This window comes from Pseudomonas sp. 01L34 (assembly GCF_056400265.1).
In genome coordinates, this window is the sequence record NZ_JBFTSX010000005.1 from 180,419 (window position 1) to 202,421 (window position 22,003).

Consider the following 22,003-nt stretch of genomic DNA (forward strand, 5'->3'; position numbering starts at 1 on the left):
GTCGACGTTCGCTTTCGTGGCTTAACGGTAGGAGGAGCTGTAAGATTCGGCTCCCCCATTCAATGTTCGAGAGCGCCTCCCTTGCTGCAAAACATTCGTGTCGTCCTGGTCAATACCAGTCATCCCGGAAATATCGGTGGTGCTGCGCGTGCCATGAAGAACATGGGCCTGTCGCGACTGGTGCTGGTCGAGCCGCGGTTGTTCCCGCACCACGAGGCCGATGCGCGTGCGTCCGGCGCCGGGGACATCCTTGAAAACGCGCAAGTCGTCGCCACCTTGGAAGATGCCTTGGTCGGCTGCAATCTGGTGCTGGGTACCAGTGCTCGTGATCGTCGCATTCCTTGGCCGTTGCTCGATCCCCGTGAGTGCGGTGCAAGGGTGGTCGAGGAGGCGGGGCAGGGTGCCGAGATCGCATTGGTGTTCGGTCGTGAAGATTCCGGCCTGACCAACGAAGAGCTGCAGCGATGTCATTATCACGTGCACATTCCATCAGACCCCGAGTTCAGTTCGCTGAACCTCGGGGCGGCGGTGCAGGTGTTGAGCTATGAAGTGCGCATGTCCTGGCTGGCGGCCCAAGGTCAGCCGAGCAAGGTCGAGAAGGAGGAAGTGGCGTCCACCAAGAGTGGTGAGCTGGCGACCATGGATGAGCTGGAGCGATTCTATGAGCACCTGGAGCAAACCCTGGTAGCCATCGAATTCCTCGATCCGGAAAAGCCACGGCACTTGATGGCGCGCCTGCGCCGGTTGTACGGACGCAGCTCGGTCAGCCGAGCGGAAATGAATATATTGCGTGGCATCCTCACGGAAACCCAGAAGGCGGCCCGTGGCGAGCTTCTAAAGCGGAAGGATTGATGATGTTCGAGCGTTTGCGTGAAGATATCCAAAGTGTTTTTCATCGTGACCCGGCGGCGCGTAATGCTTTTGAGGTCCTGACCTGCTATCCGGGCATGCATGCCATCTGGATCCATCGCCTGTCGTCGCTCCTGTGGCGCGCAGATCTGAAATGGCTGGCGCGGCTGGTGTCGAACTTCGGTCGCTGGTTGACCGGGATCGAGATTCATCCGGGGGCCAAGGTTGGTCGTCGCTTCTTTATCGACCATGGCATGGGCATCGTTATTGGTGAGACTGCCGAGATCGGCAACGACGTCACCCTTTATCAGGGCGTGACCCTCGGTGGCACCAGCTGGAACAAGGGTAAGCGTCACCCGACCCTGGAAGACGGCGTGGTGGTTGGCGCGGGCGCCAAGGTGCTCGGCCCATTCACTGTCGGTGCCGGGGCCAAGGTGGGTTCCAATGCCGTGGTCACCAAGGCAGTTCCGCCGGGTGCGACGGTGGTGGGGATTCCGGGGCGGATTATCGTCAAGTCCGACGATGAGCAGGATGCCAAGCGCAAGGCCATGGCCGAGAAGATCGGCTTCGATGCCTACGGTGTCGGCGAAGACATGCCGGACCCGGTGGCCCGGGCGATTGGTCAGTTGCTCGATCACTTGCAGGCGGTCGATGGGCGTCTGGAGGGTATGTGTGGAGCGCTGAAGGATCTGGGCAGTAATTACTGTGCCAAGGATCTGCCTGAGCTGCGTGAAGAAGACTTTGCCTGTGTGAAGGGCAAGGACGAAAGCAGGGCCAGCTGATTCACGGCAGGGTCGCATTCAGGCATTTGCACCGCGCTGGTTGGTGTGCCATTGCGCCGCAGACCCTGCTATGATGCGCGCGCTCTTTTGCGGGTAAACCTGAGTAATACGCTAGGTCTTATAGTTGACTTAAATACTCGGGAATTGCATACTCGCCCCATTCCGAACTCCGTGGTAATTGTCCATGCGACTGACTACAAAAGGCCGATACGCCGTGACCGCCATGCTTGACCTGGCGTTGCACGCGCAGCACGGGCCGGTGTCCCTGGCCGATATCTCCGAGCGCCAAGGCATCTCCCTGTCCTACCTCGAGCAGCTTTTCGCCAAATTGCGCCGTAGCAATCTGGTGTCCAGTGTTCGCGGTCCGGGCGGTGGCTACCAATTGTCCCGCGACATGCAGGGCATCCAGGTCGCCCAGGTAATCGATGCGGTCAACGAATCGGTCGATGCAACCAAGTGCCAGGGCCAGGGCGATTGCCATTCCGGCGACACCTGTCTGACTCACCATTTGTGGTGCGATCTTAGCCTGCAGATTCACGAATTTCTGAGCGGTATCAGCTTGGCTGACCTTGTAACTCGCCGTGAGGTGCAAGAAGTAGCCCAGCGTCAGGACCAGCGTCGTTGCAACAGCAAGGCGCCACGCCTGGACAAGATTGAAGCGTCCGCCGTCGAATGACAGCCAAAGAGCTAGCGGCACGCCAGCCAGCCTGATTTAGGAGATAGTCCATGAAATTGCCGATTTACCTTGATTACTCTGCGACCACCCCGGTTGATCCGCGTGTCGCGCAAAAGATGAGTGAATGCCTGCTGGTCGACGGAAACTTCGGTAACCCGGCGTCCCGTTCCCACGTGTTCGGCTGGAAAGCCGAAGAGTCCGTCGAGAACGCTCGTCGTCAGGTCGCTGACCTGGTTAACGCCGACCCGCGTGAAATCGTCTGGACCTCCGGTGCCACCGAGTCCGACAACCTGGCAATCAAGGGTGCGGCGCATTTCTACTCCACCAAAGGCAAGCACCTGATCACCACCAAGATTGAGCACAAGGCTGTCCTCGACACCATGCGCCAACTGGAGCGTGAAGGTTTCGAAGTGACCTACCTCGATCCTCGTGAAGATGGCCTGGTCACTCCGGAAATGGTCGAAGCTGCCCTGCGTGACGACACCATTCTGGTATCGGTCATGCACGTGAACAACGAAATCGGCACCATCAACGACATCGCTGCCATCGGTGAGCTGACCCGCTCCCGGGGTATTCTGTTCCACGTCGACGCCGCTCAGTCCACCGGGAAGGTCGAGATCGACCTGTCGAAACTGAAAGTTGACCTGATGTCGTTCTCTGCCCACAAAACCTATGGCCCTAAAGGCATCGGCGCGCTGTACGTCAGCCGCAAGCCGCGTGTGCGCATCGAAGCGACCATGCACGGCGGCGGTCATGAGCGTGGCATGCGTTCCGGCACCCTGGCGACTCACCAGATCGTCGGCATGGGCGAAGCGTTCCGTGTGGCCAAGGAAGACATGGCTGCCGAGAATGCACGCATCAAAGCGCTGAGCGACCGTTTCTTCAAGCAGGTTGAAGGCCTGGAAGAGTTGTACGTCAACGGCAGCATGACCGCCCGCGTACCGCACAACCTGAACCTGAGCTTCAACTACGTCGAAGGCGAGTCGCTGATCATGGCGCTCAAGGATCTGGCGGTTTCGTCGGGTTCGGCCTGCACCTCGGCATCGCTTGAGCCTTCGTACGTGCTGCGCGCCCTGGGCCGCAACGACGAACTGGCACACAGCTCGATTCGCTTCACCTTCGGCCGTTTCACCACCGAAGAAGAAATCGACTACGCCGCGCAGAAAGTCTGCGAGGCCGTCACCAAGCTGCGCACTCTGTCGCCGCTGTGGGACATGTACAAAGACGGCGTCGACATTTCGAAAATCGAGTGGGCGGCACACTGATATTCAAGTCGCCGCAACCGGGCCCTGCGAATCCACGATTGGCAGGGCTTCAAGAGCGACTCCTGATGAGTGAGGATTAAGAATCATGGCTTACAGCGAAAAGGTCATCGACCACTACGAGAACCCGCGCAACGTCGGCAAGATGGATGCAGAAGATCCTGATGTCGGCACCGGCATGGTCGGCGCTCCGGCGTGCGGTGACGTGATGCGTCTGCAGATCAAGGTCAACGAACAAGGCATCATCGAAGACGCCAAGTTCAAGACTTACGGTTGCGGTTCGGCAATCGCCTCCAGCTCCCTGGCGACCGAGTGGATGAAAGGCAAGACTCTGGATGAAGCAGAGACCATCAAGAACACTCAACTGGCCGAAGAACTGGCCCTGCCGCCAGTGAAAATTCACTGCTCCGTACTCGCTGAAGACGCCATCAAGGCGGCCGTTCGCGACTACAAGCAGAAGAAAGGCTTGATCTGACTTTCAAGATTTGGCGACGAGTAAGGAGTCACCGATGGCTATCAGCATGACAGAAGCGGCTGCTCAACACGTGCGACGCTCCCTCAACGGGCGCGGCAAGGGTGATGGGATTCGTCTGGGTGTTCGCACCACGGGCTGTTCCGGCCTTGCCTATGTGCTGGAGTTTGTCGACGAGGTGGGCGCGGACGATCAGGTGTTCGAAAGTCACGGCGAGAAAGTGATCATCGACCCGAAAAGCCTGGCCTACCTGGACGGCACCGAGCTTGATTTCGTCAAGGAAGGGTTGAACGAAGGCTTCAAGTTCAACAACCCCAACGTGCGCGGTGAGTGTGGCTGCGGCGAAAGCTTCAATATCTGAGGCTACTCGTGGGTACTCCTTGTCATTTCGCTTTATTTGAGCTGCAACCGAGTTTCAATCTGGACCTCGATCAGCTGGCTACGCGCTACCGTGAGTTGGCGCGCGGCGTTCATCCGGACCGCTTTGCCGACGCTTCCGAGCGTGAGCAGCGGCTGGCGCTCGAGCAATCCGCGAGCCTCAACGAGGCCTACCAGACGCTCAAAAGCCCCCCCAAGCGCGCGCGATACTTGCTCGCATTGAGTGGTGGCGAGTTGCCGCTGGAGGTCACGGTGCATGATCCGGAGTTTCTTCTGCAGCAGATGGAGTTGCGTGAAGAGCTCGAGGATCTGCAGGACAGCGCCGACATGGCGGGTATCGCCACGTTCAAGCGCCGCCTCAAGGCAGCTCAGGATGAACTGAACCAAAGCTTCGCAGCTTGCTGGAATGATGCGGCGCAACGCGAACGGGCCGAACGCCTGATGCGGCGCATGCAGTTCCTCGACAAGCTCACCTACGAAGTGCGCCAGTTAGAAGAGCGCCTCGACGATTAACCCAGTGCCGCTCCGGTCGCACGCCTGATATACAGATAAGTCCTGATCACGATGGCCCTACTGCAGATCGCCGAACCCGGCCAAAGTCCTCAACCGCACCAGCGTCGTCTGGCTGTGGGAATCGACTTGGGCACTACCAATTCGCTGGTCGCTGCATTGCGCAGTGGTCTTTCCGAGCCTCTGGCCGATGCGCAAGGGCGGGTTATCCTGCCGTCTGCCGTGCGCTATCACGCCGATCGCGTCGAGGTCGGCGAATCGGCCAAACTGGCTGCCGCTACCGATCCTCTGAACACTGTGCTGTCGGTCAAGCGCTTGATGGGACGTGGTTTGTCCGACGTCAAGCAATTGGGCGATCAGCTGCCATACCGTTTTGTCGACGGCGAGTCGCACATGCCGTTCATCGACACGGTGCAAGGCCCGAAAAGCCCGGTCGAAGTCTCCGCTGATATCCTCAAGGTGCTGCGTCAGCGTGCCGAAGCGACCTTGGGTGGCGAACTGGTCGGCGCAGTGATCACCGTTCCGGCCTATTTCGATGATGCTCAGCGTCAGGCCACCAAGGATGCGGCCAAGCTGGCCGGCCTGAACGTGCTGCGCTTGCTCAATGAACCGACCGCTGCTGCGGTGGCTTACGGTCTGGATCAACAGGCTGAAGGCCTGGTTGCCATTTATGACCTGGGCGGTGGCACCTTCGATATTTCGATTCTGCGTCTGACCGGCGGTGTGTTTGAAGTGCTGGCTACCGGTGGCGACAGCGCGTTGGGTGGCGATGACTTCGATCACGCCATTGCTGGCTGGATCATCGAGAGTGCCGGTCTGTCGGCCGACCTCGATCCGGGCGAGCAGCGCAATCTGCTGCAAACCGCGTGTGCGGCCAAAGAAGCCCTGACTAGTGCCTCGTCCGTCGAAGTCGCATATCGCGACTGGAAGGCGGGGCTGACCCGTGAAGCGTTCAATGCGCTGATCGAGCCGATGGTTGCCCGCAGCCTGAAAGCCTGTCGTCGCGCGGTGCGTGATTCCGGCATTGAGCTGGAAGACGTTCATGCGGTGGTCATGGTCGGCGGCTCGACTCGCGTACCGCGCGTTCGCGAAGCCGTTGCGCAAGCCTTCGGTCGCGAGCCGCTGACCGAAATCGACCCGGACCAAGTCGTGGCCATCGGTGCCGCGATCCAGGCCGATACCCTGGCTGGCAATAAGCGTGACGGCGGCGAACTGTTGTTGCTCGACGTGATTCCGTTGTCCCTGGGGCTGGAAACCATGGGCGGCCTGATGGAGAAGGTGATTCCGCGCAACACCACCATCCCTGTCGCCCGGGCCCAGGACTTCACCACTTATAAAGACGGCCAGTCGGCCATGGCGATCCACGTATTGCAGGGCGAGCGTGAGTTGATCAGCGACTGCCGCTCCCTGGCACGCTTCGAATTGCGCGGTATTCCAGCGATGGTTGCTGGTGCGGCGAAAATTCGCGTGACCTTCCAGGTCGACGCCGACGGTCTGCTCAGTGTCTCGGCCCGCGAATTGGGTTCGGGTGTCGAAGCCAGCATTCAGGTCAAACCGTCCTACGGCCTGACCGACGGCGAAATCGCCAAAATGCTCAAGGACTCGTTCCAGCACGCCAATGACGACAAGGTTGCCCGCGTATTGCGTGAACAGCAGGTCGATGCCCAGCGCCTGATCGAAGCAGTGCAGGGTGCTCTGGATGTCGACGGCGAACGCTTGCTCGACGCCGAAGAGCGCATGGTCATCGAATTGCAGATGCAGGAACTGACCGAATTGATGAAAGGCACCGATGGTTACGCCATTGAGCAGCAGACCAAACGTCTGTCGCAAGTGACCGATGCCTTTGCTGCCCGCCGCCTGGACTCGACGGTGAAAGCCGCTCTGGCGGGGCGCAATCTGAATGAAATCGAGGAATAATTGATGCCGCAGGTCATTTTTCTGCCACACGAGAAGTTTTGCCCGGAAGGCATGGTTGTGGAGGCTGAGCCCGGCATATCCATTCTCGAGCTGGCCCATGAACACCATATCGAGATGGAAAGCGCCTGTGGCGGCGTCTGCGCGTGCACCACTTGTCACTGCATCATTCGTGAGGGTTTCGACTCGCTGGAAGAGGCTGATGAGCTGGAGGAAGACTATCTTGATAAGGCTTGGGGGCTGGAAGCCCAGTCGCGTCTGGCCTGTCAGGCAAAAGTCGGGACTGAAGGCCTGACCGTCGAAATTCCGAAATACTCGCTCAACCATGCCGCCGAAGCGCCGCACTGATTCAAGGAACTTTCATGAGCCTGAAATGGGTTGATGTGCTGGAAATCGCGATCCAGCTGGCTGAGTCAAAGCCGGATGTGGACCCGCGTTACGTGAACTTCGTCGATCTGCACCAGTGGGTGCTGGCATTGCCGGAGTTCAGTGATGATCCGACGCGCGGTGGCGAGAAGGTGCTTGAAGCCATTCAGGCCGCCTGGATCGAAGAAGCAGACTGAGTCTGCACCGTACGCAGTTAGGCAATACCAAAGAACCCGCGTATAATTCGCGGGTTTAATTTTTCGCAAATTACCGTTTCTGGAGTTACACCATGGCTGTTCAACGTACTTTCTCCATCATCAAGCCTGACGCTGTTGCTAAAAATGTTATCGGCGAGATCACCACTCGTTTCGAAAAAGCAGGCCTGCGCGTTGTAGCTTCGAAACTGAAGCAACTGTCCAAAGCCGAAGCTGAAGGCTTCTACGCTGAGCACAGCGCTCGTGGTTTCTTCAACGACCTGGTTGCTTTCATGATTTCCGGTCCGGTTGTCGTTCAGGTTCTGGAAGGCGAAAACGCTATCGCTCTGAACCGTGAGCTGATGGGCGCTACCAACCCTAAAGAAGCTGCTCCTGGCACCATCCGCGCTGACTTCGCTGATTCCATCGACGCCAACGCCGTACACGGTTCGGACTCCGAAGCCGCTGCTGCTCGCGAAATCTCGTACTTCTTCGCAGCTACTGAAGTAACCACTCGCTAAGCATTGGCTTAAGAGTGAAGGTGAATCCATGACTACATCGACTGTAAAAACCAACCTGCTGGGTTTGACTCAACAGGAAATGGAAAAATTCTTCGACTCGATCGGGGAGAAGCGTTTCCGTGCCGGTCAGGTAATGAAATGGATTCACCACTTTGGCGTCGATGATTTCGACGCCATGACGAACGTCAGCAAGGCCTTGCGCGAAAAGCTCAAGGCTGTTGCTGAAATTCGTGGTCCGGAAGTGGTCAGCGAGGACATCTCCAGCGACGGTACCCGTAAGTGGGTGGTGCGCGTGGCGTCCGGCAGCTGCGTCGAGACCGTTTACATTCCCCAGGGCAAACGCGGCACCTTGTGCGTTTCGTCCCAGGCAGGCTGTGCCCTGGACTGCAGTTTCTGCTCCACCGGCAAGCAAGGTTTCAATAGCAACCTCACCGCCGCGGAAGTCATCGGCCAGGTGTGGATTGCCAACAAATCCTTTGGCAGCGTCCCGGCAACCGTCGACCGTGCCATCACCAACGTGGTGATGATGGGCATGGGTGAGCCGCTGCTGAACTTCGACAACGTCGTGGCCGCCATGCATCTGATGATGGATGACCTGGGCTATGGCATCTCCAAGCGCCGCGTAACCCTGTCGACTTCGGGTGTGGTGCCGATGATCGATGAGCTGTCCAAGCACATCGATGTTTCCCTGGCGTTGTCCCTGCACGCACCAAATGACGCATTGCGTAACCAATTGGTGCCGATCAACAAGAAGTATCCGCTTAAGATGCTGCTGGAATCGTGTCAGCGCTACATGTCGTCCCTGGGCGAAAAGCGCGTACTGACCATCGAGTACACCTTGCTCAAGGACATCAATGACAAGGTCGAACACGCGGTCGAAATGATCGAGTTGCTCAAGAATGTTCCGTGCAAGATCAACCTGATTCCGTTCAACCCGTTCCCGCACTCCGGTTACGAGCGTCCGAGCAACAATGCGATTCGCCGTTTCCAGGATCAGCTTCACCATGCAGGCTTCAACGTCACCGTGCGTACCACTCGCGGTGAAGACATCGATGCCGCGTGTGGCCAATTGGTAGGGCAGGTGCTGGATCGCACCCGTCGCAGCGAACGTTATATCGCCGTGCGTGAGTTGAGCGCCGACAACGATATGCCGCAAAACGCTGCGAACAATAATTAAGAGAGGATCTCTATGTCCCTGCGCTTCGCGCTGCTTGTGCTGTTGGCCAGCCTGTGTGCTGGTTGTGTCCTGTCGGGCGATTTCAACCCGATGAAGACCAGCAAGGGCCGTGATGAAGCGCGTGCCGCCTACGTGCAGCTGGGCCTGGGGTACTTGCAGCAGGGCATGACCGAGCGCGCCAAGGTCCCGCTGAAGAAAGCGTTGGAACTGGATGACTCGGATGCTGACGCCAACGCGGCCTTGGGGCTGGTGTTCCAGGCCGAGATGGAGCCGGAACTGGCCGATCAGCATTTTCGCAAGGCGCTGTCTTCCCGTCCCGCCGATGCGCGAATCCTGAACAACTACGGCAGTTTTCTGTTCGAAGAAAAACGTTACAAAGAGGCGTACGAGCGCTTTGAACAGGCGGCCGCCGATACTCTGTATCCTGAGCGTTCGCGGGTTTTCGAGAACCTCGGCATGACCGCTTCAAAGCTGGGCCAGCGTGACCTGGCTCGCCAGCAACTGGAAAAAGCCCTGCGTTTGAACCGCCAACAGCCACGTGCCTTGCTGGAAATGGCTGAGTTGTCATTCGAAGACAGGCATTATGTGCCCGCGCGTGACTATTACGATCGTTTTAGCCTGCTCACCGAGCAAAATGCACGTAGTCTATTGCTCGGCGTTCGGCTGGCAAAAGTGTTTGAAGATCGCGACAAGGCCGCCAGTTATGGCCTGCAATTAAAACGACTCTATCCCGGTACGCCGGAATATCAGCAATACCTGTCGGAGCAATGATGAAAGCGGCGCATCCCGAAGTTGTAGCAGCGAATCGCGTTAACCCCGGTGAGACTTTGCGCCAGGCCCGCGAAAGCAATGGCTGGTCGCTGGCCGAAGTGGCCCTCAAGCTCAACCTCACCGTCAATTCCCTGAGTAATCTGGAAGCCGGCGCTTTTGACAAGCTGCCTGGCCACACCTTTGCTCGTGGCTATATTCGCGCGTACGCCAAATTGCTGGGCATGGACCAGGCTGTTCTGGTTCAGCAGTTCGACCAATCCACCGGCACCGACTCCCAGGGCAGCAACGTCCACAGCCTGGGGCGTATCGAAGAGCCGGTTCGGGTTTCCCACACCATTTTGCGAATTGTCAGCCTGCTGTTGCTGATCGCGGTGATTGGTGGTGGTTTTGTCTGGTGGCAGGATCAAACCTCATCGCGCACCAAGGACCTGGTCAGCCTGGCTCCGGAACACGTTGAAGTCGAAGGCGCCGATGGCACCACCCAGATCCATCCGCTGGACGAGCCGGAAGACCAGGCGGTTGCGCAAGGTGAGTCTGAAGGTGAAACGCCTCTGGCGTTGCCGCAGGCGGAGGAGCCTGCCAACGCCGAAGCAAGCGCGCCGGCGCCAACACCCGCTCCGGCAGCCCCGGTAGCAACACTTGCGGCTCCGGCCCACAATACTGCTCCGGTTGTCGCGACACCGGCAGCGCCAGTTGTTGCCGCTGTACCGGCAGCGGTTGCGACGGCTCCGATTGCGCCGGCCGTTGCAGCTGCTGCTCCAGCAGCTCCAGCAGCTCCAGCAGCTCCGGTTGCGGGCCAGGGCCAGGTTCAACTGCAATTCAGCGCCGATTGCTGGACTCAAGTGACCGACGGCACGGGTAAAGTGTTGTTGAGTGGTCTCAAGCGTAAAGGCGAAAGTGTTTCCGTCAGCGGCAAGCCGCCCTTTGCCGTGCGTCTGGGCTTTGCCCGTGGCGCGCAGGTCAGCTACAACGGGCAGGTGGTTGATGTCGCTCCGTTCACCAGTGGCGAGACTGCTCGCCTGAAGTTAGGTCAATAAGTCATGCACGGCGAATCTCCAATCAAGCGTCGCGAATCCCGGAAAATCTGGGTCGGTAACGTGCCTGTTGGCGGCGATGCGCCCATCGCTGTGCAGAGCATGACCAACAGCGACACCAATGACGTGGCCGCCACCGTGGCCCAGATCAATCGTCTGGAAGCCGCCGGCGTCGATATCGTTCGGGTTTCGGTGCCGGACATGGACGCCGCCGAAGCCTTCGGCAAGATCAAGCAACTGGTCAAGGTGCCGTTGGTGGCTGACATCCACTTCGACTACAGGATCGCTCTGCGCGTAGCCGAACTGGGCGTCGATTGCCTGCGCATCAACCCAGGCAACATCGGTCGTGAAGACCGCGTACGTGCGGTGGTCGATGCCGCCCGTGATCGCGGGATTCCAATCCGTATCGGCGTGAACGCCGGTTCCCTGGAAAAAGACCTGCAAAAGAAATATGGCGAGCCTACTCCGGCTGCGCTGGTCGAGTCCGCCCTGCGTCACGTCGAACACCTCGAACGCCTGAATTTCCAGGACTTCAAGGTCAGCGTAAAAGCTTCCGACGTGTTCATGGCCGTTGAAGCCTACCGCTTGCTGGCCAAGGAAATCGTCCAGCCGTTGCACCTGGGCATCACCGAAGCCGGTGGTTTGCGTTCAGGCACAGTGAAATCCGCCGTGGGCCTCGGTATGCTGCTCGCCGAAGGGATTGGCGATACTATTCGCATCTCGTTGGCGGCCGACCCGGTCGAGGAAGTGAAAGTCGGCTACGACATTCTCAAATCCCTGCACCTGCGTTCCCGTGGCATCAACTTCATCGCCTGCCCGAGCTGCTCGCGGCAGAACTTCGATGTGGTCAAAACCATGAACGAGCTGGAAGGGCGCCTCGAAGACTTGCTGGTGCCGCTGGATGTCGCGGTAATCGGTTGCGTGGTCAACGGGCCGGGCGAAGCCAAGGAAGCCCATATCGGCTTGACCGGCGGCACGCCAAACCTGATTTACATCGACGGCAAGCCGTCGCAGAAACTGACGAATGACAATCTGGTGGATGAGCTTGAACGCTTGATCCGCCAGAAAGCGGCCGAAAAGGTCGAAGCCGACGCGGCTGTAATCGCTCGCGGCTGAGCCTGACTGAAGAGCCGAACGAATTTAAGGATTTAAAGTGAGCAAGTCTCTGCAAGCCATTCGTGGCATGAACGACATCCTGCCCGAACAGACTCCCCTGTGGCGTCATTTCGAGGGCACCGTTTCGCGTTTGCTGGATAACTACGGTTACAAGCAGATCCGCATGCCGATCGTCGAGTTCACCGAGCTGTTCAAGCGCTCCATCGGTGAAGTGACCGACATCGTCGAAAAAGAGATGTACACCTTCGAAGACCGCAACGGCGATTCCCTGACCCTGCGCCCTGAAGGCACAGCGGCCTGCGTGCGTGCGGTGCTCGAACACGGCATTACCGGCGGCGGCCAGGTGCAGAAACTCTGGTACATCGGCCCGATGTTCCGCCACGAACGTCCGCAGAAAGGCCGTTATCGCCAGTTCCACCAGATTGGTTGTGAAGTCTTCAACCTCGACGGTCCGGACATCGACGCCGAGCTGATCGTGCTGACCTGGCGCCTGTGGGGCGAGCTGGGTATCCGCGATGCGGTCAAGCTCGAACTCAACAGCCTGGGCACTGCCGAATCCCGTGGTCGTTATCGCGAAGCACTGGTCGAGTACCTGACCGCTCGCCTGGATCAACTGGACGAAGACAGCCAGCGCCGTCTGAAGACCAACCCGCTGCGGGTCCTGGATACCAAGAACGCCGACACTCAAGCGGTGCTGGCCGACGCGCCGAAAATGGCCGATTACCTCGACGAAGAATCCCGCGTGCACTTCGAGGGCCTCAAGGCTCGCCTGGACGCCGCCGGCATTCCTTATGTGATCAACCCGAAGCTGGTTCGCGGGCTGGATTACTACAGCAAGACTGTATTCGAATGGGTCACCGACCAATTGGGCGCCCAGGGCACGGTATGTGCCGGTGGTCGTTACGACGGTCTGGTGGAGCAGATGGGTGGCAAGCCGACCCCGGGCGTCGGTTTCGCCATGGGCATCGAGCGTCTGGTGCTGCTGCTTGAAACCCTGGAGCAGATCCCCGAAGAGATCTCCCGTCAGGTCGACGTCTACCTCTGCGCCTTCGGTGAAGCCGCCGAGCTGGCCGGTCTGACCCTGAGCGAGCGTGTTCGTGATCAACTGCCCAACCTGCGCCTGCAAATCAATGCCGGGGGCGGCAGCTTCAAAAGCCAGTTCAAGAAAGCCGACAAGAGCGGTGCGCTGTACGCATTGATCCTCGGTGACGACGAAATGGCCCAGCAAGTGGTAGGTTTCAAACCCCTGCGTGGCCAGGGCGAACAACAAAGCATTGCCTGGGATGCGCTTGCTGCACACCTGGCCACCTGCGTCGTGCAGGGTTGAAGCTGTCAAACAGCCGATTTAGCGATTAAGGAGTATTGGGGTGTCGAGTACCGAAGACGAACATGTGGCGGAGTTGAAGGAGTGGTGGACACGCAACGGCAAGCCCCTGGTTACTGGCGGTCTGTTGGCGTTGGTCATCGTGTTCGGCTGGCAGGCCTTTCAGAAGTATCAGAGCAATCAGTCGCAAGGCGCCTCGATTCTCTACCAGCAATTGCTGGAAACCACGCTGACGCCTGACGGCAAGCCTGATGCTGCACGTGTTTCGGATCTGGCCGGCAAGCTCAACAGCGAGTTCGGCGGCACTGCCTACGCGCAATACGGCAGCCTGTTCGTGGCGAAAGTCGCGGTCGACAGCGGCAAGCTGGACGACGCTGCCAGCGAGCTGAAAGCCATTGTCGACAAACCGGCCAACCCGGCACTCGGTGAAATCGCCCGTCAGCGCCTGGCGCAGGTGCTGGCCGCGCAGAACAAGGTCGATGAAGCCCTGAAACTGCTCGAAGGCGATGCCGATAAGGCCTTCCTGGCCACTCGCGAAGAACTCAAGGGTGACCTGCTGGTGCAACTGGGTCGTACCGACGAAGCGAACGCTGCGTATCAAAAAGCCAAGGCGGCACTGTCGGATGAAGCGGCGGTCGGTGGCCTACAAATCAAGCTGGACGACCTGGCCAAAGGGGATGCGTGACGTGATCCGTTGGAAACATGCAGCATTGCTGGCTCTGGCCATTCTGGCCGCGGGTTGCAGCAGCAACAGCAAAAAAGAGTTGCCACCGGCCGAGCTGACCGACTTCAAGGAAGAAGTGGTTCTGCACAAGCAGTGGAGTCGTTCGATCGGTAACGGTCAGGGCGAAACCTACAACATGCTGGTTCCGGCGATCGATGGCGATACCATCTATGCCGCCGACGTCACCGGTGTGGTGATGGCGATGGATCGCAGCAATGGCGACGTCAAGTGGAAGAAAGATCTCAAACTGCCTGTCTCCGGCGCCGTTGGCGTGGGTTACGGTCTGGTCATGATCGGCACGCTCAAGGGTGAAATCGTTGCCCTGGATGCCAGCAGCGGTGAAGAGAAATGGCGCGCTCGCGTGACCAGCGAAGTTCTCGCACCACCGGCCACCAACGGTGACGTTGTTGTGGTTCAGACCCAGGATGACCGTCTGATCGGTCTGGATGCCTCCACCGGCAACCAGCGCTGGTTGTATGACAGCACGCCAGCGGTCCTGACCCTGCGCGGCACCAGCGCACCGATCGTCACCAACCGCCTCGCGGTGGCTGGCCTGTCGACCGGTAAAGTGGTTGCTCTTGATGTGTCCAACGGCGTGCCGGTTTGGGAACAGCGTGTAGCGATTCCACAAGGTCGTTCGGAGCTGGAGCGTGTGGTCGATATCGACGGTGGCTTGCTGCTGTCCGGCGGTACACTGTATGTCGCCAGCTACCAGGGTCGCGTCGCGGCACTGGACCTGGAAAGCGGTCGTCAGCTCTGGCAGCGTGATGCTTCCAGTTATGCCGGCGTCGCCCAGGGTTTTGGCAGCGTCTATGTGAGCCTGTCTTCGGGCACTGTTGAAGGCGTCGACGAGCGTTCCACCACTGCATTGTGGAGCAACGATTCGCTGGCCCGCCGTCAACTGTCGGCTCCGGAAGTGTTCTCCAGCTACGTTGCAGTCGGTGACCTGGAAGGTTACCTGCACCTGCTGAGTCAGGTGGACGGTCGTTTCGTCGGCCGCGAGCGCATCGACAGCGACGGCCTGCGTGCCCGTCCGCTGGTGGTGGGTGACACGATTTATGTGTATGGCAACAGCGGCAAACTGGAAGCCCTGACCATCAAGTAAAGACTATGCTTGGGGTTTAACCCCCAAGCGGCCTTGTTCTGCAAGGCTCGCAGCGCTTTCAAGCGCTGCCCCGAGCACCAGCCGCTGCCTCGCAGCGGCTTTTGTATTTTCTGAAATAACGAAGTGGAGAGCCGCATGGTTCCCGTAATCGCCCTGGTGGGCCGACCGAACGTCGGCAAGTCCACCTTGTTCAACCGCCTGACCAGGACTCGCGACGCCATCGTCGGCGACTTGTCCGGTCTGACCCGTGATCGCCAATACGGTGAGGCCAAGTGGCAAGGGCGTTCCTACATTCTGGTCGACACTGGCGGTATCTCCGGTGACGAGCACGGTATGGACGAAAAAATGGCCGAGCAGTCGCTGCTGGCCATTGAAGAAGCGGATGTCGTTCTGTTCCTGGTAGATGCCAAGGCCGGTTTTACCGCCGCCGACCAGATGATCGCCGAGCACTTGCGCAAGCGTAACAAGCGTTCCTACGTGGTCGCCAACAAGGTCGACAACATCGACCCTGAAATGGCCCGCGCCGAATTCGCCCCGTTGGGCATGGGCCACGCGATCCCGATCGCCGGTGCCCATGGTCGTGGCATCACCCAGATGCTGGAAATCGCCCTGAGCGACTTCCCGAAAGACGAAGAAGAACCGCAAGAAGGCGAAGAGGAAGAGATCGTTGCCGAAGGTGAGGAAGCCAAGCGCATTCCTGGCCCAAGCGAAAAAGACGGTATCAAGATCGCCATCATCGGTCGTCCGAACGTCGGCAAGTCGACCCTGGTCAACCGCATGCTCGGTGAAGACCGGGTGATCGTGTATGACCAGCCCGGTACTACCCGCGACAGTATCTACATCCCGTTTGAGCGTAACGATGAGAAGTACACGCTGATCGACACCGCGGGTGTGCGCAAGCGCGGCAAGATTCACGAAGAAGTCGAAAAGTTCTCCGTGGTCAAAACCCTGCAGGCGATCAAAGACGCCAACGTGGTGATCTTCGTGATGGACGCCCGCGAAGGCGTGGTGGACCACGACCTCAACCTGCTGGGTTTTGCCCTTGAAGCCGGTCGTGCGTTGGTGATCGCGATCAACAAGTGGGACGGGATGACGCCGAGCGAGCGCGACTTCGTGAAGGTCGAACTGCAACGTCGACTGTTCTTCGTCGACTTCGCCGACATCCACTTCATCTCGGCCCTGCACGGCACTGGCGTAGGTAATCTCTACGCGTCGGTACAGAACTCGTTCAAGTCCGCAGTCACCCGCTGGCCGACCAACCGCCTGACCCAGATTCTGGAAGATGCGGTCGGCGAGCACGCGCCACCGATGGTCAACAACCGCCGGATCAAGCTGCGTTATGCCCACTTGGGTGGTGCGAACCCGCCGATCATTGTGATCCACGGTAACCAGATCGAGAAGGTGCCGAAGTCTTACGTCCGTTACCTGGAAAACACTTACCGTCGTGTGCTCAAGCTGGTCGGTACGCCGATCCGCATCGAGTTCAAGGGCGGCGAGAACCCGTACGAAGGCAACAAGAACTCGCTCACCGACCGTCAGGTCAACAAGAAGCGTCGTTTGATGTCGCACCACAAAAAGGCCGACAAGAAGCGCCGCGACAAGCGCTGATTCAAGGCTCGCCCACGCCGCTGGTGTGGGCGCATTTGTGGCGAGGGGGCTTGCCCCCGTTCGGCTGCGAAGCAGTCGCAAATCGATCAATGTGTTTTATCAGGAACACCTCGATTACAGGTTTTGGGGCCGCTTCGCGACCCAACGCGGGCAAGCCCGCTCGCCACAGGTATTGCGGTGTACATTAGAAGAAGGGTGCCGGTTGGCGCCCTTTTTTTGTGGGCGTCGTTTGGGCTATCCTCGGGCTCTCCCGTGCCGCCGTTAGAGCCGGGTGTAGCCCAGGGAATCACCGATGATCACCAGTAAGCTGCCGAATGTCGGCATCACTATCTTCACGCAGATGTCTCAGCTCGCGACGCAAACCGGGGCGATCAACCTGTCCCAGGGTTTTCCCGATTTCGACGGCCCGCAGGCCCTGCGCGATGCGGTCGGTCGGCATATCGCCAGTGGCCACAACCAGTATTCGCCGATGACCGGCTTACCGGCGTTGCGTCAGCAGATCGCGGCGAAGATCGCTCGCAGCTACGGCGCGCATGTTGATGCCGACAGCGAAGTGACGGTCACCCCCGGCGCGACCCAGGCGATCTTCTGCGCGATTCAGGCGGTGATCCACAGCGGCGATGAAGTGATCGTGTTCGATCCGTGCTACGACAGCTACGAGCCCTCGGTCGAGCTGGCCGGTGGTCGCTGTGTGCATGTGCAACTCGGCCTGAAGGACTTCGCCATCGACTTCCAGAAGCTCGCCGAAGCCCTGAGCCCGCGCACGCGGATGATCATCCTCAATACCCCGCACAACCCAAGCGGTGCGCTGATCAGCCGTGCCGAGCTGGATCAGCTGGCGGCGTTGATCCGCGACCGCGACATCTATGTGATCAGCGACGAAGTCTATGAACACCTGGTGTTCGACGGTGTGTCTCACGCCAGCGTATTGGCCCATGAAGAGCTGTATCAGCGCGCTTTCGTGGTCAGTTCGTTCGGCAAGACGTACCACGTCACTGGTTGGAAAACCGGTTATGTCGTGGCGCCGCCGGCCCTTAGCGCGGAGCTGCGCAAGGTGCACCAGTACGTCAGTTTCTGCGGCGTGACGCCGTTGCAGTACGCGTTGGCCGATTACATGGCCGAGCACCCGGAACACGTCGAAGAGCTGCCGGGCTTCTATCAGGCCAAGCGCGATCTGTTCTGCGATCTGCTGACGCCGTCGCGCTTCAGTTTTACCCGCGTGGCCGGTACTTATTTCCAGTTGGTCGATTACTCGCAGATTCGCCCGGACCTCAATGACGTCGAGATGGCGCTGTGGATGACCCGCGAGCATGGCGTCGCGAGCATTCCGATCTCGGTGTTCTACCAGACTCCACCTGAAGGCCAGCGCCTGGTGCGTCTGTGCTTTGCCAAGCGCGAGGAGACCCTGCGTGAAGCAGCGGCAAAACTATGCCTGATCTGAGTACTCTGCCCAATCTGAATCTTGCGCTGATCCAGACCACCCTGGCCTGGCACGATCGTCAGGCCAATCTGGAGCATTTCGAGCCGTTGCTGGAACAGGCTCGCGGTGCGGACCTGATCATCCTGCCGGAGATGTTCACCACCGGTTTCTCCATGGAATCGGAAACCCTCGCCGAGCCGGAAAATGGCCCCACCAGTAAATGGATGCGGGCTCAGGCAGCGAAGCTGGGCGCGGTGGTGACCGGCAGCATCATCGTCCAGGCGGCTGACGGTAGCCATCGCAATCGTCTGTTGTGGGTACGGCCGGACGGGGAGGTGTGGCACTACGACAAGCGTCACCTGTTCCGCATGGCCGGGGAGAACAATCACTACACCCCGGGCGAGCGTCAGGTGCAGTTCGAATTGAAGGGTTGGCGAGTGCGGCCGCTGATTTGCTACGACCTGCGCTTCCCGGTCTGGAGTCGCGATCCGCAAGACACTGACTTGCTGCTGTACACCGCCAACTGGCCGGGCGCACGGCGTCAGCACTGGAACCGATTGCTGCCGGCACGGGCGATCGAAAACCTCTGCTATGTGGCGGCGGTGAACCGTATCGGTACCGATGGCAAAGGCTTCGCGTATACCGGTGACAGTCAGGTCCTGGATTTTCAGGGCGAGACGTTGCTCGGTGCAGGCGATGCCGATGGCGTATTCAAGGTCGTGCTCGACGCGGCGGAACTGGCGGCATATCGCACACGGTTTCCGGCGAATCTGGATGCGGATACCTTCGAGTTCACCTGACCGATCGTTGAGCAACAAAAAAGGCCCCGAGGTTCTCACCCCGGGGCCTTTTGCATTTGCAGCGAAGCTTATGCCGCTTTCGCTTCCGGCTGGCTCAGGGAGCGGTTCAGTGCGCTGAACAGGGCCTTGAAGCTGGCAGTGGTGATGTTTTCATCGATGCCGACGCCATGTACCGCACGCTCACCATTCACCCGCAATTCAATGTAGGCCGCGGCCTTGGCATTGGTGCCCGCGCCGATGGCGTGCTCGTTGTAGTCCATGATTTCCACCGGGATCGGCAGGCCGGCCACCAGTGCTTCCAGGGCACCGTTGCCCTTGCCGCGCCAGTGCAGGTTGGTTTCGCCCTGACCTTTGCTGGAAACTTCGACTTCCACGGCGCTGTGACCGTTTTCTTCCTGCAGGCGATGGCTGACCAGCGCGTACGGGGTGTTGGCCTGCAAGTACTCGCTGTGCAGCAGCGCGTGGATCTGCTGGGCGGTCATCTCCAGGCCGAGGCGATCGGTTTCACGCTGCACGACCTGGCTGAACTCGATTTGCATACGGCGCGGCAAGCTGATGCCGTATTCCTGTTCCAGCAGGTAAGCGATACCGCCCTTGCCCGACTGGCTGTTGACGCGAATCACCGCCTCGTAGCTGCGGCCGATGTCGGCCGGGTCGATCGGCAGGTACGGCACTTCCCACAGGGCGTCCGGTTGCTGCTGAGCGAAGCCCTTGCGGATTGCATCCTGGTGCGAGCCGGAGAACGCGGTGTGAACCAGGTCGCCGACGTACGGGTGACGTGGGTGCACCGCAATCTGGTTGCACTCTTCGACGACTTTGCGCACGCCGTCGATGTCGGAGAAGTCCAGCTCAGGGTCTACGCCCTGGGTGTAGAGGTTCAATGCCACGGTGACGAGATCGACGTTACCGGTACGCTCGCCGTTGCCGAACAGGCAGCCTTCGACACGGTCGGCGCCGGCCATCAGGCCCAGCTCGGTGGCGGCCACGCCGGTGCCACGGTCGTTGTGGGTGTGCAGGCTGATGATCACGCTGTCACGACGGTTGATGTGACGACCGAACCATTCGATCTGGTCGGCATAGATGTTCGGGGTTGCGCATTCGACGGTGGCAGGCAGGTTGAGGATCACCTTGTGCTCAGGCGTCGGGTTCCACACCTCGATCACCGCGTCGCAGACTTCCTTGGCGAATTCCAGTTCGGTGGCGCTGAAGGTTTCTGGCGAGTATTCGAAGGTCCACTCGGTGTCCGGCTGCTGGGCGGCATATTTGACGAACAGCTTGGCGGCGTTTACGGCGATGGCCTTGATCCCGTCCTTGTCCTGGTTGAAGACAATGCGGCGGAAGGAAGGGGAGGTCGCGTTGTACAGGTGAACGATGGCCTTCTTGGCACCGCGCAGGGATTCAAAGGTGCGCGCGATCAAGTCTTCACGGCCCTGGGTCAGCACCTGAATGGTGGTGTCGTCCGGGATGTGGCCGCCTTCGATCAGGGTACGCACGAAGTCGAAGTCGGTTTGCGAAGCAGCCGGGAACGAGGCTTCGATTTCTTTCACACCGACTTGCACCAGGGTCTTCCAGAAACGCAGCTTCTTGACCGCGTCCATTGGCTCGATCAACGACTGGTTGCCGTCACGAAGGTCCGAGCTGCACCAGATCGGCGCTGCAGTGATGGTCTTCGATGGCCAGGTGCGATCCGGCAGGTTGATGGTCGGGAACGCGCGGTATTTCGAAGACGGGTCTTTGAGCATGCTCATTGGAAAATCCTTATTGTGTGGGCCGAAAAAAGGCGGCCTGCCGGTGGATCAAATGTTCTGGTAAAGCATCAGACGAGGCACCGCGATTCAGCCTGGCAGTCGTGCACTGACGAGGCACAGGCTGCGGTGCTGGCGGAGCTGAATGAGGGTGTGAGAGGTTTTCATGCCTTCAACCCTAACCGCGGGGGGAAAGGATGGCAAGCAGTCGAAAAACTTTGAGAGGAATACTCGAAAAGCGGGTTTTTGCGAGATTTTATTGCTCGTAAGAAGCAGGATCGTTTTGTCGCTTGCGCAGTGTCTCAGCCATGCGCAATCGATAGAAGAGGGGTTGAGTGGGTTGAGAGTGTTCGGTTTGCCTGCGGGTTTCGGTGATGCTCAGGCCGTCTTCGCGGGCCTGCCCGAGAAGAGGCCATCAACCTCAACCACTGCTTATGGCTGAAACGCACCAATGAAAATCGCCGGGTCCACCCGCGCATCGTTCAAGCTGACGTTCCAGTGCATATGCGGCCCGGTCGCGCGGCCAGTTGAGCCGACTTTCCCGACCACCTCACCACGCGCCAGTTGCTGGCCGACTTTCACGTCGATCTTCGACATGTGGCAGAACATGCTGATAAAGCCCTGGCCGTGGTCGACGAACACCGTATTGCCGTTGAAGAAGTAATTCCCGATCAGGATTACCTTGCCGGCGGCCGGGGTTTTGATCGGCGTGCCAGCGGGTACGGCAAAGTCTAAGCCCGCATGGGGATTGCGCTCTTCGCCATTGAAAAAGCGGCGCACGCCGAACTTGCTCGACAGCGGCCCATCGACTGGTTTGTCCAGCAACAGGTTGCTCGGGGTATTCGGGCTGAAGCTGCGGTAAGCCTGGATCTGCTCGGCCAACTCGCCCTCGATGCGTTTGAGATTCGCCGGGTTCGGATTGACCTGCTGCGTATTCTTCAGGGTGATGTGCTGTTCCGGGTATTTCTTGTTGCCGACGGTGAAGCTCAGGTTGCGACCACCGCTGCTCAGCGACTGGCTGCCCGGTTTGACCGTCAGCGGCACGCCGACGATGGCCAGCCAGTTGTTCTGCTCTTTGACCACCAATACGGGTTTGCCTTGATAACTGGCTTTCGGCGCCTGGGCGGAGCTGCCCAGACCAACCACTGCCACGCCGCCCGGCACCGGTTTGTTCAACAGGCGGGTGATGTAACTGTCGGCGTGGGCGTTGAAGGTCAGGCACAGCAACAGCAATGGAGCAAAAAAGCGCGGCATG

General features: G+C 59.4%; 23 protein-coding genes. 21 read left to right on the forward strand and 2 right to left on the reverse strand.

Annotation, left to right across the window (positions count from 1 at the left end; all coding sequences use genetic code 11):
- Positions 1-81: 81 nt before the first annotated feature.
- From trmJ to AC1DQM_RS16420, 21 genes are all read left to right on the forward strand, one after another.
- Positions 82-852 (forward strand): tRNA (cytosine(32)/uridine(32)-2'-O)-methyltransferase TrmJ, encoded by a 771-nt coding sequence (trmJ, locus tag AC1DQM_RS16320; protein ID WP_018927071.1) that lies wholly within the window; start codon positions 82-84, stop codon positions 850-852.
- Between the two features lie 2 nt (positions 853-854).
- The gene (cysE, locus tag AC1DQM_RS16325; RefSeq protein ID WP_477746677.1) at positions 855-1,631 is read left to right on the forward strand and encodes a serine O-acetyltransferase; all 777 of its coding nucleotides are present in this window, start codon (positions 855-857) and stop codon (positions 1,629-1,631) included.
- 184 nt (positions 1,632-1,815) lie between these two features.
- Positions 1,816-2,307, forward strand: coding sequence for a Fe-S cluster assembly transcriptional regulator IscR (gene iscR, locus AC1DQM_RS16330; protein WP_003227911.1), 492 nt, complete (start codon positions 1,816-1,818; stop codon positions 2,305-2,307).
- 50 nt (positions 2,308-2,357) lie between these two features.
- A complete protein-coding gene (locus AC1DQM_RS16335; protein WP_007941393.1) occupies positions 2,358-3,572 on the forward strand; it encodes an IscS subfamily cysteine desulfurase in 1,215 nt (404 codons plus the stop codon).
- 85 nt (positions 3,573-3,657) lie between these two features.
- The gene (gene iscU, locus AC1DQM_RS16340) at positions 3,658-4,044 is read left to right on the forward strand and encodes a Fe-S cluster assembly scaffold IscU (RefSeq protein ID WP_003443374.1); all 387 of its coding nucleotides are present in this window, start codon (positions 3,658-3,660) and stop codon (positions 4,042-4,044) included.
- Between the two features lie 34 nt (positions 4,045-4,078).
- On the forward strand, positions 4,079-4,402 hold the full coding sequence (iscA, locus tag AC1DQM_RS16345; protein WP_007941391.1) for an iron-sulfur cluster assembly protein IscA: 324 nt from the start codon (positions 4,079-4,081) through the stop codon (positions 4,400-4,402).
- An 8-nt stretch (positions 4,403-4,410) separates the two neighbouring features.
- Complete coding sequence (hscB, locus tag AC1DQM_RS16350; RefSeq protein ID WP_018927068.1) at positions 4,411-4,932, forward strand: co-chaperone HscB; 522 nt, start codon at positions 4,411-4,413, stop codon at positions 4,930-4,932.
- A 51-nt stretch (positions 4,933-4,983) separates the two neighbouring features.
- A complete protein-coding gene (hscA, locus tag AC1DQM_RS16355) occupies positions 4,984-6,846 on the forward strand; it encodes a Fe-S protein assembly chaperone HscA (protein ID WP_477746500.1) in 1,863 nt (620 codons plus the stop codon).
- A gap of 3 nt (positions 6,847-6,849) precedes the next feature.
- Entirely contained in the window at positions 6,850-7,191 is a 342-nt protein-coding gene (fdx, locus tag AC1DQM_RS16360; protein ID WP_477746501.1) for an ISC system 2Fe-2S type ferredoxin, read from the forward strand.
- 14 nt (positions 7,192-7,205) lie between these two features.
- Positions 7,206-7,406 carry a Fe-S cluster assembly protein IscX gene (gene iscX / locus AC1DQM_RS16365; RefSeq protein WP_007941386.1) on the forward strand — a complete coding sequence of 67 codons (201 nt, stop codon included), beginning with the start codon at positions 7,206-7,208 and terminating at the stop codon, positions 7,404-7,406.
- A gap of 92 nt (positions 7,407-7,498) precedes the next feature.
- Entirely contained in the window at positions 7,499-7,924 is a 426-nt protein-coding gene (gene ndk / locus AC1DQM_RS16370) for a nucleoside-diphosphate kinase (RefSeq protein ID WP_018927065.1), read from the forward strand.
- 28 nt (positions 7,925-7,952) lie between these two features.
- Complete coding sequence (gene rlmN / locus AC1DQM_RS16375; protein ID WP_007941385.1) at positions 7,953-9,101, forward strand: dual-specificity RNA methyltransferase RlmN; 1,149 nt, start codon at positions 7,953-7,955, stop codon at positions 9,099-9,101.
- Between the two features lie 12 nt (positions 9,102-9,113).
- Positions 9,114-9,872: a type IV pilus biogenesis/stability protein PilW gene (gene pilW, locus AC1DQM_RS16380; protein WP_018927064.1), complete on the forward strand. Its 759-nt coding sequence runs from the start codon at positions 9,114-9,116 to the stop codon at positions 9,870-9,872.
- Complete coding sequence (locus AC1DQM_RS16385; protein ID WP_477746502.1) at positions 9,872-10,909, forward strand: RodZ domain-containing protein; 1,038 nt, start codon at positions 9,872-9,874, stop codon at positions 10,907-10,909. Before pilW ends, AC1DQM_RS16385 begins: the two co-directional genes overlap by 1 nt.
- A 3-nt stretch (positions 10,910-10,912) precedes the next feature.
- Positions 10,913-12,022 carry a flavodoxin-dependent (E)-4-hydroxy-3-methylbut-2-enyl-diphosphate synthase gene (gene ispG / locus AC1DQM_RS16390; RefSeq protein ID WP_003185136.1) on the forward strand — a complete coding sequence of 370 codons (1,110 nt, stop codon included), beginning with the start codon at positions 10,913-10,915 and terminating at the stop codon, positions 12,020-12,022.
- A gap of 37 nt (positions 12,023-12,059) precedes the next feature.
- A complete protein-coding gene (hisS, locus tag AC1DQM_RS16395) occupies positions 12,060-13,349 on the forward strand; it encodes a histidine--tRNA ligase (RefSeq protein WP_018927062.1) in 1,290 nt (429 codons plus the stop codon).
- 40 nt (positions 13,350-13,389) lie between these two features.
- Positions 13,390-14,031 (forward strand): tetratricopeptide repeat protein, encoded by a 642-nt coding sequence (locus AC1DQM_RS16400; protein ID WP_018927061.1) that lies wholly within the window; start codon positions 13,390-13,392, stop codon positions 14,029-14,031.
- On the forward strand, positions 14,024-15,175 hold the full coding sequence (gene bamB, locus AC1DQM_RS16405) for an outer membrane protein assembly factor BamB (RefSeq protein ID WP_064620135.1): 1,152 nt from the start codon (positions 14,024-14,026) through the stop codon (positions 15,173-15,175). The genes AC1DQM_RS16400 and bamB overlap by 8 nt, the downstream gene beginning before the upstream one ends.
- Positions 15,176-15,310: 135 nt before the next feature.
- A complete protein-coding gene (der, locus tag AC1DQM_RS16410) occupies positions 15,311-16,783 on the forward strand; it encodes a ribosome biogenesis GTPase Der (protein WP_018927059.1) in 1,473 nt (490 codons plus the stop codon).
- Between the two features lie 292 nt (positions 16,784-17,075).
- Positions 17,076-18,224: a pyridoxal phosphate-dependent aminotransferase gene (locus AC1DQM_RS16415; protein WP_018927058.1), complete on the forward strand. Its 1,149-nt coding sequence runs from the start codon at positions 17,076-17,078 to the stop codon at positions 18,222-18,224.
- A complete protein-coding gene (locus AC1DQM_RS16420; RefSeq protein ID WP_477746503.1) occupies positions 18,212-19,003 on the forward strand; it encodes an amidohydrolase in 792 nt (263 codons plus the stop codon). The genes AC1DQM_RS16415 and AC1DQM_RS16420 overlap by 13 nt, the downstream gene beginning before the upstream one ends.
- 68 nt (positions 19,004-19,071) lie before the next feature.
- On the opposite strand, the gene leuA is transcribed toward AC1DQM_RS16420, so the two are convergent.
- Together leuA and AC1DQM_RS16430 are read right to left on the reverse strand one after the other, a co-directional pair.
- Positions 19,072-20,751, reverse strand: coding sequence for a 2-isopropylmalate synthase (gene leuA / locus AC1DQM_RS16425; protein ID WP_064620129.1), 1,680 nt, complete (start codon positions 20,749-20,751; stop codon positions 19,072-19,074).
- A gap of 429 nt (positions 20,752-21,180) precedes the next feature.
- A complete protein-coding gene (locus AC1DQM_RS16430; RefSeq protein WP_477746504.1) occupies positions 21,181-22,002 on the reverse strand; it encodes a peptidoglycan DD-metalloendopeptidase family protein in 822 nt (273 codons plus the stop codon).
- Position 22,003 lies beyond the last annotated feature (1 nt).

What these genes read in the sequence shown, in the direction of transcription:
- cysE (WP_477746677.1), top strand. Translation starts at nt 855, where the DNA reads ATGTTCGAGCGTTTGCGTGAAGATATCCAAAGTGTTTTTCATCGTGAC.
- iscR (WP_003227911.1), top strand. Translation starts at nt 1,816, where the DNA reads ATGCGACTGACTACAAAAGGCCGATACGCCGTGACCGCCATGCTTGAC.
- AC1DQM_RS16335 (WP_007941393.1), top strand. Translation starts at nt 2,358, where the DNA reads ATGAAATTGCCGATTTACCTTGATTACTCTGCGACCACCCCGGTTGAT.
- iscU (WP_003443374.1), top strand. Translation starts at nt 3,658, where the DNA reads ATGGCTTACAGCGAAAAGGTCATCGACCACTACGAGAACCCGCGCAAC.
- iscA (WP_007941391.1), top strand. Translation starts at nt 4,079, where the DNA reads ATGGCTATCAGCATGACAGAAGCGGCTGCTCAACACGTGCGACGCTCC.
- hscA (WP_477746500.1), top strand. Translation starts at nt 4,984, where the DNA reads ATGGCCCTACTGCAGATCGCCGAACCCGGCCAAAGTCCTCAACCGCAC.
- fdx (WP_477746501.1), top strand. Translation starts at nt 6,850, where the DNA reads ATGCCGCAGGTCATTTTTCTGCCACACGAGAAGTTTTGCCCGGAAGGC.
- iscX (WP_007941386.1), top strand. Translation starts at nt 7,206, where the DNA reads ATGAGCCTGAAATGGGTTGATGTGCTGGAAATCGCGATCCAGCTGGCT.
- ndk (WP_018927065.1), top strand. Translation starts at nt 7,499, where the DNA reads ATGGCTGTTCAACGTACTTTCTCCATCATCAAGCCTGACGCTGTTGCT.
- rlmN (WP_007941385.1), top strand. Translation starts at nt 7,953, where the DNA reads ATGACTACATCGACTGTAAAAACCAACCTGCTGGGTTTGACTCAACAG.
- pilW (WP_018927064.1), top strand. Translation starts at nt 9,114, where the DNA reads ATGTCCCTGCGCTTCGCGCTGCTTGTGCTGTTGGCCAGCCTGTGTGCT.
- AC1DQM_RS16385 (WP_477746502.1), top strand. Translation starts at nt 9,872, where the DNA reads ATGAAAGCGGCGCATCCCGAAGTTGTAGCAGCGAATCGCGTTAACCCC.
- ispG (WP_003185136.1), top strand. Translation starts at nt 10,913, where the DNA reads ATGCACGGCGAATCTCCAATCAAGCGTCGCGAATCCCGGAAAATCTGG.
- bamB (WP_064620135.1), top strand. Translation starts at nt 14,024, where the DNA reads ATGCGTGACGTGATCCGTTGGAAACATGCAGCATTGCTGGCTCTGGCC.
- der (WP_018927059.1), top strand. Translation starts at nt 15,311, where the DNA reads ATGGTTCCCGTAATCGCCCTGGTGGGCCGACCGAACGTCGGCAAGTCC.
- AC1DQM_RS16415 (WP_018927058.1), top strand. Translation starts at nt 17,076, where the DNA reads ATGATCACCAGTAAGCTGCCGAATGTCGGCATCACTATCTTCACGCAG.
- AC1DQM_RS16420 (WP_477746503.1), top strand. Translation starts at nt 18,212, where the DNA reads ATGCCTGATCTGAGTACTCTGCCCAATCTGAATCTTGCGCTGATCCAG.
- leuA (WP_064620129.1), bottom strand. Translation starts at nt 20,751, where the DNA reads ATGAGCATGCTCAAAGACCCGTCTTCGAAATACCGCGCGTTCCCGACC.
- AC1DQM_RS16430 (WP_477746504.1), bottom strand. Translation starts at nt 22,002, where the DNA reads ATGCCGCGCTTTTTTGCTCCATTGCTGTTGCTGTGCCTGACCTTCAAC.